Origin of the sequence: Paeniglutamicibacter quisquiliarum, assembly GCF_019084045.1 — a bacterium.
In the GTDB taxonomy this organism is placed as follows: Bacteria; Actinomycetota; Actinomycetes; order Actinomycetales; family Micrococcaceae; genus Paeniglutamicibacter; species Paeniglutamicibacter quisquiliarum.
On sequence record NZ_JAHRED010000001.1, the window covers coordinates 491307 to 505903 of the forward strand.

General features: G+C 67.9%; 15 protein-coding genes. 6 read left to right on the plus strand and 9 right to left on the minus strand.

Going from position 1 to position 14597, the window contains the following annotated elements; translation table 11 throughout:
- Positions 1-12 precede the first annotated feature (12 nt).
- The 4 genes from KRR55_RS02205 to KRR55_RS02220 are packed head-to-tail and all read right to left on the minus strand — an operon-like array spanning position 13 to position 5225.
- Positions 13-1668 carry a dipeptide ABC transporter ATP-binding protein gene (locus KRR55_RS02205; protein ID WP_217387395.1) on the minus strand — a complete coding sequence of 552 codons (1656 nt, stop codon included), beginning with the start codon at positions 1666-1668 and terminating at the stop codon, positions 13-15.
- Positions 1665-2558 carry an ABC transporter permease gene (locus KRR55_RS02210; protein ID WP_217387396.1) on the minus strand — a complete coding sequence of 298 codons (894 nt, stop codon included), beginning with the start codon at positions 2556-2558 and terminating at the stop codon, positions 1665-1667. The genes KRR55_RS02205 and KRR55_RS02210 overlap by 4 nt, the downstream gene beginning before the upstream one ends.
- Positions 2555-3532: an ABC transporter permease gene (locus KRR55_RS02215; protein WP_217387397.1), complete on the minus strand. Its 978-nt coding sequence runs from the start codon at positions 3530-3532 to the stop codon at positions 2555-2557. The genes KRR55_RS02210 and KRR55_RS02215 overlap by 4 nt, the downstream gene beginning before the upstream one ends.
- Positions 3533-3560: 28 nt before the next feature.
- Positions 3561-5225, minus strand: coding sequence for an ABC transporter substrate-binding protein (locus tag KRR55_RS02220; protein WP_217387398.1), 1665 nt, complete (start codon positions 5223-5225; stop codon positions 3561-3563).
- Between the two features lie 332 nt (positions 5226-5557).
- Here KRR55_RS02220 and KRR55_RS02225 point away from each other — a divergent pair, with 332 nt between their 5' ends.
- Positions 5558-6487 carry an alpha/beta fold hydrolase gene (locus KRR55_RS02225; protein WP_217387399.1) on the plus strand — a complete coding sequence of 310 codons (930 nt, stop codon included), beginning with the start codon at positions 5558-5560 and terminating at the stop codon, positions 6485-6487.
- Positions 6488-6581: 94 nt separating this feature from the next.
- On the opposite strand, the gene KRR55_RS02230 is transcribed toward KRR55_RS02225, so the two are convergent.
- Entirely contained in the window at positions 6582-7190 is a 609-nt protein-coding gene (locus tag KRR55_RS02230; protein ID WP_217387400.1) for an NAD(P)-dependent oxidoreductase, read from the minus strand.
- Between the two features lie 108 nt (positions 7191-7298).
- Here KRR55_RS02230 and KRR55_RS02235 point away from each other — a divergent pair, with 108 nt between their 5' ends.
- From KRR55_RS02235 to KRR55_RS02245, 3 genes are all read left to right on the plus strand, one after another.
- Positions 7299-7676 carry a winged helix-turn-helix transcriptional regulator gene (locus KRR55_RS02235; RefSeq protein ID WP_217387401.1) on the plus strand — a complete coding sequence of 126 codons (378 nt, stop codon included), beginning with the start codon at positions 7299-7301 and terminating at the stop codon, positions 7674-7676.
- Between the two features lie 112 nt (positions 7677-7788).
- Complete coding sequence (locus KRR55_RS02240; RefSeq protein ID WP_217387402.1) at positions 7789-8241, plus strand: DUF4383 domain-containing protein; 453 nt, start codon at positions 7789-7791, stop codon at positions 8239-8241.
- A 208-nt stretch (positions 8242-8449) separates the two neighbouring features.
- Entirely contained in the window at positions 8450-9919 is a 1470-nt protein-coding gene (locus tag KRR55_RS02245; protein WP_217387403.1) for an L-lactate permease, read from the plus strand.
- 11 nt (positions 9920-9930) lie between these two features.
- Here the strand turns inward: KRR55_RS02245 and KRR55_RS02250 are convergent, their stop codons facing one another.
- The 3 genes from KRR55_RS02250 to KRR55_RS20175 form a co-directional block, all read right to left on the minus strand.
- The gene (locus tag KRR55_RS02250) at positions 9931-10227 is read right to left on the minus strand and encodes a DUF503 domain-containing protein (protein ID WP_217387404.1); all 297 of its coding nucleotides are present in this window, start codon (positions 10225-10227) and stop codon (positions 9931-9933) included.
- A gap of 71 nt (positions 10228-10298) precedes the next feature.
- Positions 10299-11552 carry an aminotransferase-like domain-containing protein gene (locus KRR55_RS02255; RefSeq protein ID WP_217387680.1) on the minus strand — a complete coding sequence of 418 codons (1254 nt, stop codon included), beginning with the start codon at positions 11550-11552 and terminating at the stop codon, positions 10299-10301.
- Between the two features lie 68 nt (positions 11553-11620).
- Complete coding sequence (locus tag KRR55_RS20175) at positions 11621-12016, minus strand: GerMN domain-containing protein (protein WP_254455745.1); 396 nt, start codon at positions 12014-12016, stop codon at positions 11621-11623.
- Between the two features lie 25 nt (positions 12017-12041).
- Between KRR55_RS20175 and KRR55_RS20180 the strand changes: the two genes are divergently transcribed.
- A complete protein-coding gene (locus tag KRR55_RS20180) occupies positions 12042-12263 on the plus strand; it encodes a hypothetical protein (protein WP_254455746.1) in 222 nt (73 codons plus the stop codon).
- A 273-nt stretch (positions 12264-12536) separates the two neighbouring features.
- Here the strand turns inward: KRR55_RS20180 and KRR55_RS02265 are convergent, their stop codons facing one another.
- The gene (locus KRR55_RS02265) at positions 12537-12938 is read right to left on the minus strand and encodes a helix-turn-helix domain-containing protein (RefSeq protein ID WP_217387406.1); all 402 of its coding nucleotides are present in this window, start codon (positions 12936-12938) and stop codon (positions 12537-12539) included.
- Between the two features lie 355 nt (positions 12939-13293).
- On the opposite strand from KRR55_RS02265, the gene KRR55_RS02270 reads away from it, so the two are divergent.
- Positions 13294-14469: an NAD(P)-dependent malic enzyme gene (locus KRR55_RS02270; protein ID WP_217387407.1), complete on the plus strand. Its 1176-nt coding sequence runs from the start codon at positions 13294-13296 to the stop codon at positions 14467-14469.
- Positions 14470-14597: the final 128 nt, after the last annotated feature.

Sequence of the window (14597 nt, forward strand, 5' to 3'; positions counted from 1 at the left end):
CGCGCCTCCGGCTCAGCGCCCGGGCGTCGGCGCCGGGGAGGCGGCCAGCAGGGCGCGCGTGTAGGGGTGTTGCGGGGCGGTGAACACCGACTCGGTGTCACCGGACTCGACGACCTCCCCGGCGCGCATCACCAGCACCGCATCGCTCATGTGCCGGATGACCGACAGGTCGTGGGAGATGAAGAGATAGGCCAGCCCGAGGCGCCGCTGCAGCTCGTCGAGCAAATCCAGCACCTGCGCCTGGATGGAGACATCCAGGGCGGAGACCGGCTCGTCGCAAATCAGCACCCGCGGGTTCGGCGCCAGGGCCCGGGCAATGGCCAGGCGCTGGCGCTGCCCGCCCGAGAGCGTGGCGGGGTTCCGCGCCGCCACCTCCGGTGCCAGGCCCACCAGCGAGAGCAGCTCCGCGATCCTCCCGGCGTGTTTGCGCGGATTGCGGGTGGCCCCGAAACTCAGCGCGTCCGCCAGCACCTGCCCCGCCGAATGGCGCGGATCAAAGGAGGAAAGCGGGTCCTGGTAGATGGCGCCCAGGGATGGGCGGCGGGTGCGCCGTTGTGCCTCGGGCACCGCGCTCCAGGGCTCGCCGAACAGGTGGACGGAGCCGGCATCGGGTGCCAGCAGCCCCAGGGCCATGCGGGCCGTGGTGGTCTTGCCCGACCCGGATTCGCCCACCACCCCCAGCGTGCGGCCCGGCAGCAGCTCGAAGCCCACGTCCTTCACCGCCGGGAAGTCGGCTGCCCCGGGCACCTTGAAGGAGCGGGAGAGCGAGCGGGCGCTGAGCGCCGGCGGCTGCCCGGATTCGCCGGGCGCTGCCGACGGCGCCTCCGGGGCCGGGGCCGCAACCGCGGCGGGGGAGGCGGTCGCGGGGGAGAGCCGCGCAAAGCGCGGCTTGCCCGCCGGCACCGCCGCCAGCAGGGCCTTGGTGTAGGGATGCTGCGGGTCGCCCAGGATGGCCTCGGTGGAACCGGTTTCCACGATGCGCCCGGCCTGCATCACCGCGATGGTGTCCGCGACCTTGGCCACCGTGGACAGGTCGTGGCTGATCAGCAGCATGCCGGACCCTGCCGCCCGCAGCCCGGCCAGCAGGTCAAGCACCGCGGCGGCCACGGTGGCATCCAGCGCCGTGGTGGGCTCGTCGGCGATGACCAGGGCGGGATCCAGGGCGATGGCCGAGGCAATGAGGGCGCGCTGGCGCATGCCGCCGGAGAGCTCGCCCGAAAGCTGCGAGGCCCGGCGCACCGGATCGTCCAGGCCCACCGCTGCGAGCAGCTCGACGACGCGTGCGGCGCGCGCGGCCCCGGAGCCGGAGCCGTGCAGGCGCAGCGCATCGTCGATTTCCTTGCCGATCCGGCGCAGCGGATCCAGCGAGGTGAGCGCGTCCTGCAGGATGAGGCCGACCTTGTTGCCGCGGATCGAGCGCCAGGCACGCTGGGACAGGCCCCGGGCGTCCACGCCCGCCACCTCCAGTGCGTCGGCGCGCACGGTGGATCCTGGTCCGGCCAAACCGATCAGCGAGCGCGCCGTCACGGACTTTCCGGAGCCCGATTCGCCGACCAGCGCCAGGCATTCACCGGGGTCGACGGTGAGGGAAACGTCCAAGACAACTGGGGTTTCGCCGAAGGAGACGCCGAGGTTTTCGACGCGCAGGATCGGTGCCGGGGCGTTCATCGGGCACCCGCCGCCTTCAGCGCCCGGGACAGCACCGTGGAGGCAGCAGCCACCAACACGATGGCCAGGCCGGGGAAGAAGGTCATCCACCAGGCCAGGGCCAGGTAGGTGCGCCCGGCCGAGAGCATGGCGCCCCATTCGGGGGCCGGCGGCGGGGCGCCCAGGCCCAGGAAGCTCAGCGACGCCGCCCAGACCACCGCCTGGCCCAGGCCCAGGGTGCCGAGCACCGCGATCGGGGCCAGCGCGTTGGGCAGGATGTGGATGCCCAGGATCTTCGCGCGCGAGCGCCCCAGCACCGTGGCGGCCTCGACCATGGGCGAGGTGCGCAGGGCAATGACCTGGGCGCGGATCATCCGCGCGTAGCCGGGGGCGGTGGTCAGCCCCACTGCCACCACCGTGGTCCCGACGCCCGGTCCGGCCAGGGCAATGAAGACCAAGGCCAGCAGCAGTCCGGGCAGCGCAAAGAGCACCTCCAGGATCCGCCCGACCCCGAAGTCAAGCCAGCGCCCGCCGAATCCGGCAACGGTGCCCAGCACCAACGCCAGGCCCAGGCCGATCGCGGTGGCCGCGGCCCCGATCAGCAGCGAGGGCCGGGCACCGTGGATGATCCGGGAGTAGATGTCGCGGCCGGACTCGTCGGTGCCCAGCAGGTGCCCGCCCCCGGGCGCCGAGAACGCGTCGGCGGGGTTGATGGCCAGCGGGTCGTAGGGCGCCAAGAGACCGGGCAGCATGGCCGCGAGCACAAAGAACGCCAGCACGGCGGAGGCGAGCAGCAGCGGCAGGCGTGCCGCCAGTGCCCGCAGGCCGCCGGTGCCCGGTGCCGGACGCCGGGCCGGGTGCGGGGCCAGCACCGGGTCGCCCGGGCTCAGATCCTGCTTGTCGATGCTCATGATCCACCCATCCGCGGGTCGGCAAGGCGTTCGGCGAGGTCGGAGAACGCCATAATCACCACGTAGGCGGCGGCCGAGAGCAGGGCCACGCCGGTGACCATGGGAATGTCGCGGGCGGTGACGGCCGAGAGCAGCGAGCGGCCCAGGCCCGGCCGGGCGAAAATGGATTCCACGACCACCGCTCCGGAGAGCAGCGAGCCGAAGGCCCAGCCGGAGAGGGCGATGCCCGGCAGGGCGGCGTGGCGCAGGGAGTGGCGCAGCAGCACGCCGGTCTCCGATTCGCCGCGTGCCCTGGCCGAAAGCGCAAAGGGCGAGCGGTGCGCGGCGTCCAGGGTGTCGCGCATGACCTGGCCCAGGAACCCGGCCAGCGGCAGGGCCAGGGTGGCAACTGGCAGCACAAGCCCTGCCGGGGAGTTGGTGCTCACCGGCGGCAGCCAGCCCAGCGCGGTGGCGAAGAGCATGATCAGCACGCTGGCGAGCCAGAAGTGCGGGACGGCGGCTGAGACGATCTCCAGCCCCGAGGCCAGGGCAGTGCCCAGTCTTCCGCTGCGGGTGGAGAGCACCGCGACCACCAGGGCGAGTGCCCAGGCCACGGCCAGGGCAAGCACCGCCAGCACCAGGGTCGGCGGGACCAGCTCGCCGAGCACCTCGGCGACGGGCAGCTTCAACGAGTAGGAGGTGCCCAGGTCGCCGGTGGCCAGGCGCCACAGCTGGCCGAAGTACTGCACGTACAGCGGCTCATCCAGGCCGTAGTCGGCGCGTGCCTGGGCCAGCGCCTCGGCGGATGCCTGCGATCCCGGCCCGCCCATGATGGCCTCGGCCGGGTCGCCCGGGATCATCCGGATGCCGAAGAAAATGGCCGTCGCCACGGCCCACAGCACGAAGAGCCCGCCGCCGATCTTGCCCAGCACCCAGCGGGCGGCCGTCCCGGCGATCCGGGCCGACCGCCCGCCGGCAAGGGTGCGCGGGTGCATGGCAGGAGGGTGGTTCTTCGGTGTTCGGCTACTTGGCCAGCCAGGCGTCGAAGAACGTCGGGGTGGCCACGGCGGTGGTGGCGCCGACGTTCTGCAGCTTCCCCGCGTACAGGAAGTGGTTCTGCTGGTTGTACAGCGGCAGCAGATAGTGGCCCTCGAGCACCAGTTTCTGCGCCTGCGCGTAGAGCTCCTTGCGCTCGGCCTCGTCCTGGGTGGACCCCGCGGAGTCCAGCAGCTCGTCGAGCTTCGGGTCCTTGACCTGCGACAGGTTGGCGAAGTAGCCCGACGGTGCCGGGATGGTGGAATCCGAGTGGAAGAGCACGGCCAGCACGCTTGGGCCCACCTTGGTGTACGGGGCGGAGACCAGGTTGTAGTCGTTGGTGAACAACTCGCCGTACCAGCTGGAGAGATCCAGCAGGTTGATCTTGATCTCGAAGCCCGATTCCTTGGCCGTGGCCTGCATCTGCTCGAAGAGCGACTGCTCGGCGGGGATCGACTGGCTGGTGCTCACCGGGAAGGTCAGGGACAGGCGCTCGCCGTCCTTGGTCCGGTAGCCCTCGGAGTCGCGTTCGCTCCAGCCGGCGGCGTCGAGCAGTTCGCCCGCCTTGGCCGGGTCGTAGGCGAAGAGCGATTCGGCGGAGTAGGCCAGCGGCTCTGCGCTGGAGAGCGGGGAGTAGGAGCGCGGCGCGGTGCCGAAGAACAGGGAGTCGACGCTCGCGTTGACGTTCACCGCGTGGATGAAGGCCTCGCGCACGGCCGCGTCGTTGAAGGGGGCCTTGGAGGAATTGAGCTCGATGCGGTTGGAGGCACCGGGGCGCGGGGCATCGAGGTGCTTGATGGTCTGGAGCTTGGTTGCCGCGGCAATGGTGTCGGGCTGGGCGTTGTCGATGACGTGCACCTCGCCGGCCTGCAGCGCGGCGTACCGGGTGGCCGCCTCGGGGATGAAGCGCCAGGTGATGCCGTCCAGGTAGGCCGCCCCCTCGTGGCCGGGCGTGGCGACGGGCTGCACGTAGTCCTCGTTGCGGACCAGGTTCACCGCGTCCTGCTTCTTCCAGGAAGCGACCTTGAACGGGCCGGTGCCCACGGGCGCGGCGCAGTTCTCCGCCTGGCTGCGCTTGAGTGCGAGCGGGGACTGGATGGCCACCCAGGGCATCGCGAAGGATTCGAGCAGGGCGTTGTCCGGGGTCTTGAGCTTGAGTTCCAGCGTGGCGTCATCCAGCGCCTTCATCGACTTGATCTTGCCCAGGGCCAGGTACCCGGTGGAGGAGGCGGTCGCCGGATCGAGCAGGTGCTCGAAGTTCGCCTTGACGGCCTCGGCGTCCAGCGGTGTGCCGTCGGTGAAGGTGATGCCGGGCCGGATCTTCACGGTGCGGGTCAGCCCGTCCGCGGAGACCGTGGAGTCCTCGGCGAGCCAGGGGACCAGTGTGCCCGCGGCGTCCTTGGTGTACAGGGTCTCCAGGTACTGGGAGGCGACCAGGGCCTGGGGGTAGTTGCCGCCCACGTGCGGATCCAGGCAGCTTGGTTCGGCGTCGCCCGAGGCGTAGACCAGGGTGCCGCCGGCGACCGGGGGACCGGCGTCGTTGCCGGACTCGGGTGCCGTGGTGGCCGGGGCGCAGCCGGCGAGCACCAATGCCGCGGCCAGGGCCGCGGCGGCCGGGAATAGGCGGGTTGCCAAGGGGCGAACATGTCTCATGATGCTGCTTCCTGCGAAACGGTGAAGTGCGTGGGCGGGTGGGTACCGCCATCCACCTTAGTCCGCATGGTCTGCCCCGCGCAGGCGTGTGTGCCCGAGTTCATAGACGGGACGCACCGTGCCCAGCGGGACGGTTAATGGCGAACGGGTGTGGGGGAACCGGTATTGCCGGTCCCACCACACCCGTTGTGCATCCTACGACCGTCCTGCGCGACGCAGTGGGTGTGTGGCGCTCGATCACTGGCATCGCGGGAGGTTTTTGCGGTCCACGACCAGGAGAGATGCATCCCCAGGGCTGTTGTGGACACCGAACATGTGCCAGCATGAGGACCATGCAGACTCCTCTGCGGCCCGAAGACCTGCGCTCCTGTCTTTCCCATCCCCGGACCACGGTAGCCACCGCTGCGGGTCCCGTGGAATATGCCGACCGAGGCCATGGTGAGCCGCTTCTTGCGGTGCACGGCACCCTCGGGGGCTGTGACCAAGGACTGGTGGCCACGGAATTCTTCCGAGTCAATGGATTCCGCGTCGTCGCGCCCAGCCGACCGGGCTATTTGGGGACGCCGCTGGCAACGGGACGCACACCCGCGGAGCAGGCGGATGCCCTCGCGGCATTATTGGATGACATCGGCATCGACAGAATGGCGGTGCTTGGCGGCTCGGGAGGCGGCCCGGCCGCGTACTCCCTGGCCGCCAGACACCCGGACCGGGTCGCCAGTCTGGTCCAAATCGACTCGGTCTGTCTGCCGGTCCCGCCCTTCCCGTTCGCCAGGCTGGGCTCCAGGGATCCTGCCATCAAGCTGCAGCTGTTGTTTCTCAGCCATGCCGCCACCCCGATGCTGAAGATGCTGTTCCGGCGATTCGGCCAGGCATCCCCGGCCGAGGCAGCGGTCCGGGCGGCCGCCGTCGCCGCGGACCCGGTCCGCATGGCGCACCTCGAGGCCATCTTCATGGCTTCCGCCGGATGGGCTGGCCGCCGTGCTGGGTTTGACAATGACTCCGCGACGATCAAGACGCTGGCACCGCTGGACCTCGAGGCCATTACCTGTCCCACGCTGATCATGCATGCGGCCGGGGACGCGAGCGTGCCGCCGGAAAATGCCCTGCACGCCCACCAGCGTATCCGTGGCTCCGAGCTCTACTGGATGCAGGGCTCCCATGTTGCATTCTTCCTTGAGGAAGGCGACACCGCCCCCCTCTACGCGCTTGAGTGGCTACGGGGCAACAGTTCGGCGGGCCCGCCTCCCGAGTCATCGCCATGATCAAGGCGTCCTTGGGGCAGTGGTGTTAATGAAAACGCCAGGATCCCCATGACGCGGGGATCCTGGCGATCTGTCCAAGGGAACTTCGGGCAAGCTAGGCGCTGGCTACCGTGAAGCGGCGGTGCTGGTGCTTGGGATCCTCGAGCTCGTCCAGCGCCGCGACGGCGAAGTCGCCGGTGCTGACGTGGTCGCCTGCTGGGGAGTCGTTGCCCAGGACGATCGCGCCGGAGGCTTCGCCCGGTGCGATGACCGGTGCCGGTGCAAGCATCGTCCAGTCCAGGCCGGAGGCCGAGGTGTAGAAGTCCAGGACCTCGCCCATGGTCCGGGCCTCGGGCATGTATGCCTCGGGGAAGCCCGGGGTGTCGACCAGGCGCACGCCGTCAACCTCGGTTGCGCCGGCTCCGCCGACGATGAACACGCGGGACGGGACGAGGGTCTCGGAGATTTCCTCGTGGGCGTCGATGAAGGGCTGGTGGGATTCGCCGGTGCGCGACGGCGGAATCGAGAAGACGACCACGTCGTGCTCGGTGGCCAGGGCGCGGTATGAGGACATGTCGCCCAACTCGGCGGTGGCCACGTTGGCGGCTCCCTGGACTTCGCGTCCACTGCGCGACACGGCGGTGACGTCATGTCCACGCTTGGCGGCCTCGGCAACGATCTGGCTGCCGACCATTCCGGTGGCTCCGTAAACGGCAATCTTCATGGGCTGTTCCCTTCTCTCTGGTTGTGCGGGCCATGCCGGCCCGTACAGGGGCATGACGTCAATGGTATCCAATTGATATTGAGTACCTCAACGTAATATGGTTACCTAATGGATACTGAACGGCGTGCCTTCGATGTGATGAGCCCCGACTGCCCCTCGCGCTCGATCATGCAGCGCATGGGGGACAAATGGACGCCATTGGTCTTCCTGGCCCTGGAATCCGGGCCGCGGCGTTTCTCGCAGCTGCGGCAGGACATCGGCGGGGTCACACCCAAGGTTCTCACCCAAACCCTGCGCTCCCTAGAACGTGACGGGTTGTTGACCCGGACCATTTACCCCGAGGTGCCGCCGCGGGTGGAATACGAGCTCACCGAGCTCGGTGCAACCTTGCTGGGCCCGCTGGAAATCATCCGTGAATGGTCGCAGGACCACGCGGAGAAAATCCTCCGGGCGCGCAACGACTACGACGAGCTCAACGAGGTATAGGGTCCTCCTAAATTTTTCCGCGCCGGGGCAATCCGTCCGAGCCGGGGTTCCGAATACCTGGTGTCAGCAACGCAAACGCGTTGAAAATCGACAGGAACCCAAGGAGCCCATCATGGCCTCGACACACACCACCACCAGCCATTCCCTGGTGCAATACGCGGCACTGGCAGTTGGCGCTGTCTTCCTGCTGGTCGGCATCCTGGGGTTCATCCCCGGAATTACCAGCAACACCGAACACCTCGGAATGGCGGGACACCACTCCGAGTCCATGCTGCTGGGCATCTTCCAGGTCTCGGTCCTGCACAACGTGGTCCACCTGCTCTTCGGCGTCCTGGGACTCACGCTCTGGCGCAGTGCGGCCAAGGCGAAGGCCTTCCTGGTCGTAGGAGGGATCGTGTACCTGGTCCTGGGCTTCTATGGAGTCTTCATTGATCAGTCCAGCGCCGCCAACTTCGTGCCGGTCAACACGGCGGACAACATCCTGCACTTCGCACTGGGCGTTGGCATGGCCGGACTCGGCCTGGCCCTGGGCCGGAACCTGGCCCCGGCCCGCCGCACCGCCTAGGCACCGCCCCTTCCACAAACAGAAACAGATCCCGGGACCCGCCGTACGTTCACCTGGTGAAACGTGCGGCGGTTCTCGGCCGTCGCCGTCCCGGGCCAAGCCGCCGCAACCAAGTCGTTGTTCCGTCGCCGGAGAGGTATCGTCGATCGCAGCAGAACATGCCGCGTGAGCCTTCCGTGTGCGGCACCCCGAACAAAGGACCCGCCGCATGCTGGCACTGGCTGCCGCCTCCCCGATAATGGTGGCCATGGCCTTGTTCCTGGCCCGGACGAAGGCCACCACCATGGCCGTCTATTCATTGCTCACCGGTGTACTCGCGGCCATCTTTTTCTTCCCCACCCCCCTTGTCGAGCTCCTGCGGGCCGGGGCCATGTTCGGCCCCACCATCCTCGAGGTGCTGCTGATCCTCTTCGGCGGCGTGCTGCTCTCGCGCATCACCTCCGAAACCGGTGCCATGGACAGGATTTCCGGTTGGCTGCGCCAAAGCGCCTCCAACCAGCAGGCCGGAACCGTGCTGGTGATCTTCGGGCTGGTGCCCTTCGCCGAGTCGGTGACGGGATTCGGCATCGGCGTCACCGTGGGTGTTCCGCTGCTGCTGCAGCTGGGGCATTCGGTGAAGAACTCGGCGATCCTGAGCCTGCTCGGGCTCGTGGCGGTCCCGTGGGGAGCCCTGGGCCCGGGCACCCTGGTGGCCGCGGACCTGGCCGGCCTTACCCTCTTTGACGTGGGCGTCCGTTCGGCGCTCATGACCCTGCCGGTGGTGCTCGGCGCCGGAGTCACCGCGTGGCTCGTGCTGCGCGGCGAGTCGCCCCGGCCCGGGCGCCTGCTGGCGCACCTGCTGGGTGCCGCGGTGCTGCTCAACGCCGGCATCCTGGCCGCCAACCTGCTCATGGGCACCCCGCCGGCGGGCATCGTCGGCTCGCTGCTCGTGTTGGCGGCGCACCTGGTGGCCTTCAGGATCGGCGGTTCGCTGGTGCCCGCGGGGCGCGAGGTCTGGGTGGCCTTGCTGCCCTACGCCGTGCTCACCCTCGGATTGCTGGCTGCCCGCGCGCTTAGTTCGCCGATGGAGGCCTCCCTGCTCAAGCGGACCATCACCAGCGGCGGGGTTTGGCTCGTCGTGGCCTGCCTCGTCGCGCAATACGGTTCCGCTTCCCTCGGCGGCGGGACGGCCGGCCTGCGTGCCCGCGCCGCCCTTGCCTACCGCAGCTGGATACCCGTGGGAATCGCCACCGGGGGTTTCACCGTTCTGGGCGCTTTGCTTGCAGCCACCGGCATGGGCAGGGAACTGGGTGCCGCGCTCGCCGGAATCGGTGCCGGGTACCTGGTGCTGGGTCCGGTGCTCAACGGGCTGGCCGGGTTCATTTCCGGATCCAACACCGCGGCAAACTCGATGCTGGCGGCGACCCAGGCGCAGGCGGCGGCAAGCATGGGCTCATCCGTGCTGCAGATCGTCGCGGTTTCCAATGTCACCGCGTCCATGGCCACCATGCTGGCACCCTCGCGGATCCTGCTGGCCTACGAGATGGCGGTGGTTCCCGTCGCCGCGGTCCCCGGACCTGCCGCGCTGGCGGGGCCGCCGAGCGAGGCCGAGGTCACCGCATGGATCGCCCCGCGGCTCGGCATTCTCCTGGCCGTTGTCTGCACCCTGCTGGGCCTGGTCACCTGGGTGATCCGCTAGCGCCCGGCTGGCTACTCGTCCCCGGAAGATCCCAGGCGGCGCCGCGCGCTGAGCAGTTCCACCTCCGGGCGGGCGGCGACCAGGCGCTCGATGCCGTCCAGCACTTCGATGACATGCGCGGCATCGGCCGCGACGAGCCCCGCCGCCACCCCGGCGCGCCGATGCAGGTCTTGCCCGCCGGTCTCCGAGACCGAGACCTCGAACCGGCGCCTGATCTCGGCCAGGATCGGCCGCACGATGGCGCGCTTCTCTTTGAGCGAGCGGACATCGCCCAGCAGGATGTCGAATTCGATCCATCCAAACCACATGGTTACATCATGCGCCGGCGATCGTCTGCGCGGGAGGGCCGACAAGGGAACCGTTCTGCGCCGAAGAGATCCTAGCGGACGCCGTTTGCGGCGATGGCCTCGGCGAGCACCGGGGCAAGGCGCTTGACGCCCTCGCGGATCTTCTCCTCGGGCACCGCGCTGAAGGCCAGACGCAGTCGGTGGCCGGCGCCTTCGAGGGGGCTGAAAGCGGCGCCGGGAATGAAGACCACCCCTGCCTCGATGCCCTTGGACAGCAGCCCGTAGGTATCGATTCCCTCGGGCAGCGTGACCCAGATGAAGAAGCCGCCTTCCGGCCGGGTGTAGTGCACGCCCTCGGGCATGTACTCATCCAGCGCCTGCAGCATCGCCTCACAGCGGGAAGCATAGAGCTCCCGGTAGGTCTGGATCTGCCCGCGCCAGTCATGTTCCGCGAGGTACTTGCTGATCAGCATCTGGTTGAAGGTCGCCGGGCAGAGCGTGACGGCCTCGGCGGCCAGATAGAAGCGGCGGAAGAGATGGGTCGGAACCACCGCCCAGCCGATGCGCAGGCCGGGGGCCAGGATCTTGGAAAACGAGCCCATGTAGATCACGTGATCGGGGTTTTCGGCGCGCAGCGGCTTGATCGCTTCCCCGGTGTAGCGCAGCATGCCGTAGGGGTTGTCTTCAAGGATGAGGATGTTCTCGGCGATGCAGATCTCGGCGATCTCGGCCCGGCGCTCGGCGGCCAGGGTGATGCCCGAGGGATTGTTGAAGTTGGGGATCGTGTAGAGGAACTTGATCCGTGCGCCGGCCTCGCGCAGTTCGGCGATCCGTTGGCGCAGGGCAGCGGGAACGAGGCCGTGCTCGTCCGTGGCGACAGGTTCGGCGCGCACCTGGTAGGCCTCGAAGGTGTTCAGCGCGCCCACGTAGGTGGGGTCCTCGCACAGCACGGTGTCCCCGGGGTTGCAGAAGACCTTGCAGGCAACGTCCTGTGCGGCCTGTGACCCGGTGGTGACCACAATGTTATTTGGATCGACCCCGGTGATCCCTTCCTCGGCCATGACCTCGCAGATCTGGTTGCGCAGCTCCTCGGTGCCCTGGCCGCTTCCGTACTGCAGCGCGGTCATTCCCTGGGTCGCGATGAGCTCGGAGGCCATGGCCCCGAGCTTTTCCAGAGGCAGCGACTGCAGATAGGGGTTGCCACCGGCCAGCGAGACCAGCGAGGGGTCGAGGGAGAGCTCAAAAACGTCACGGACCGCGGACTGCTTGATGTGCGATGCCCGCTCGGATAAGAGTGATTCATGCGCGGCGGCACGAATCATGGCTATTTCGGTTTCACTGCCCATGCCGGGTTCTGTTGTTGAGGTCACACCGGCACTTTATCAACACTTGTTGCCTATAAGTCAACATCTGGCTATTTCTGGCTCAGTTTGTCGCCAATGTCGATGCCGTCGATGAGGATCCTCGCTTCCCCGGCCCCGGCGGCAACCATGGCGGTGTAGGTGAGCTGGGCAATGATGCGCGGATCGTCGCAAATGCCTCCGGAGCTGAGGTCCCCGGTGAGTTCGACGGTCACGGTGTTACCCGACACCGAAGAAGATACGTATCTCAAATTCGACCCCGCGAGCGCATTCATGAGACCCGATTCGCCGTGCACGGTGTCCTTGTTCTCCAGCAGGTCACTCATTGCGGCCTCCACCTGGCTGGCGTAGATCACGGGACCGGTTTCGGTGGCGACGATGCTGTCGCCACAACCGATCATGGGACCGGCCTGGCCTTGGTCACCGAGCGCCACATAGAAAACCGTCAAGGAGGAGGTCGAGGTCGCCGGAAGCGTGTCGGAGGGCGGAGCGGAGGGTGGGGGAGCGGGAGCGGGAGCTGGAGTGGCAGTTGGCGACGGTGGGGCGCTGCTTGCTGCGGTGCTGGCCGCAGTGGCGGTGGCGGTGGGAGTCTCTGTCGCGGGGGTGGACGCCGACGGTACTGACGTTGGCGACGCCGGGGCGCTGCTCGCCCGGGTGGCAGCGTCGCTCGCCGATGCCGCGGCGGAGGGAGAATGATCCGGTGCAGGCGTACTTGACTGCACGGTGGTGGCCGAGGGGGCGACGGTTGGATGGGGCTCGGACGCTGTCGGTGCCTGTGCCGGCCCGCCGGCGCAGCCCGAGAGGGCCAAGACCAATCCGGCACCCGTCAGCCCGCCCAGCCCGAGTCGAATCAAATGATTGCGGAACATCTGTCCCTCACCTTCAAGCACCTACGCCGGCCACTGCGGCCACTTCCAACATACGAAGGTCTTGCCGTCCCAAACCAGCACGGTGGAGTTGCGTTTGGGCCTATTCCGGGGTGTCGGTCGGCGCCTCGGTGCGGTCATCGAGCCAAGCCTGGACGGAAGCCGGCCGGATCCTGCGGTGCGTGCCACGGTATTCGACAGGGATGATCCCGGAGTCGGTGAGCTTGCGCAGGTAACTGGCCGAGACACCCGCCATTTTCGCCGCCTGAGAGGTGTTCAGCAACGACTCGACGGTGCTCACGCTCACCTCGTCGCCACGCGCCATGCGCTGCAGGACGTCGATCAAGGCCGCGTGGGCGACATCCGGCAATTGCAGGGTGGTGCCGTTGACAAAGATGGTGGTGTCCGCGGACTCTTCGAGGGCTGCCGCGAGCCGTGCCGCGGCCTTCTTTTCGAGGGCGGGAAAGGCCGTGGCTTTGCTCAATGACGGTGTTGGGGAGGACATGATTCCATCATGCCCGATGCCGCACAAAAGTGCCGCCCAGCCGCGTCGATGACGCGTGCCTGCATATCGAAACCGGCAGTCCCCGGCCTTCGTCCAGTAGCGAATGTATCGACATGGTTGCGTCAAGTGGTGGCACAAGCGCGGTGAATTGCAGTAGTGTGAGGACCACGGTCTAAAGAAAGTACTGACCAGTGCGCATCGTCTGAGCCCCCACCCCGGGCCGGCAGACGCACAGCGAGGCTAAGCAGTAGGTGGTCACCACGTCGACGTGGGATCGGCTGAAACTTACGACATCTACGATCATCGAATCGATTCCTCGCTCCGACACATTTCAGAACTTTCAAGGAGTCCCCCCATGTCCATTGACACCTCTCTTAACGCCGCCGCCGCCATTACCGAAGCCGATATCTTCGACGCCCACATCGGCGGCAAGCTCACCGTCCAGTCCAAGATGCCGCTGGCAACCAAGCGGGACCTCTCCATTGCCTACACCCCGGGCGTCGCCCAGGTTTCGCGCGCCATTGCCGCGGACCCGGCCATGCACGCCACCCACACCTGGGCCTCGCGCCTGGTCGTGGTGGTCTCCGACGGAACCGCCGTGCTGGGCCTTGGCGACATCGGCGCCGCCGCCTCGCTGCCGGTCATGGAAGGCAAGAGCGCGCTCTTCAAGGAATTCGGCGGCCTGGATTCCATCCCGCTGGTGCTGAACACCACCAACGTCGACGAGATTATCGAGACCCTGGTCCGCCTGCGCCCGAGCTTCGGTGCCGTGAACCTCGAAGACATCTCCGCCCCGCGCTGCTTCGAACTCGAGGAGCGCCTCATCGAGGCCCTTGACTGCCCGGTCATGCACGATGACCAGCACGGCACCGCCGTGGTCGTCCTGGCATCGCTGCTCAACGCCGCAAAGGTTGCCGGCAAGGAACTGGGCCAGATGCGAGCAGTCATTTCCGGTGCGGGCGCCGCAGGCATTGCCATTGCCGAGATCCTCATCAACGTCGGCCTGGGCGACGTGGTGCTGGTTGATTCCAAGGGAATCATTCACCGCGACCGCGACGACCTGAACGCCATCAAGGCCAAGTACGCCGCCATCACCAACAAGGATGGCCTGATCGGCGGCATCCGCGAGGCCCTCGACGGGGCCGATGTCGTCGTTGGCGTGTCCTCGTCGAAGTTCGTGGAAGAGGACCTGGCGAAGATGAACGAGAACGCCATCATCTTCGCGCTGTCCAACCCGGACCCGGAGGTCATGCCTGATGTTGCCCGCAAGTACGCTGCGGTCGTGGCCACGGGTCGTTCGGACTTCCCGAACCAGATCAACAACGTGCTGGCCTTCCCGGGCATCTTCCGCGGCGCGCTGGATGCCGGCGCCCGCCGCATCACCGCCGAAATGAAGGTTGCGGCCGCGCACGCCATCGCCGAGCTCGCCCAGGACAAGCTCTCCGCCGAATACATCGTGCCCTCGCCGCTTGACCCGCGCGTCATGCCGGCAGTCTCCGCCGCCGTCGGAAAGGCCGCGCAGGGCCAGTAGCGCGCCAGCTTCCCGAACGGCTCCGGCCCGGATCTCCCCTGGGGGTCCGGGCCGGAGCCGTGTGCGGGCCAACGGCGATTTCCGCGTCGGTGGCGTGCACCCAAATGTCACCGAAATGCGGCCGTTCC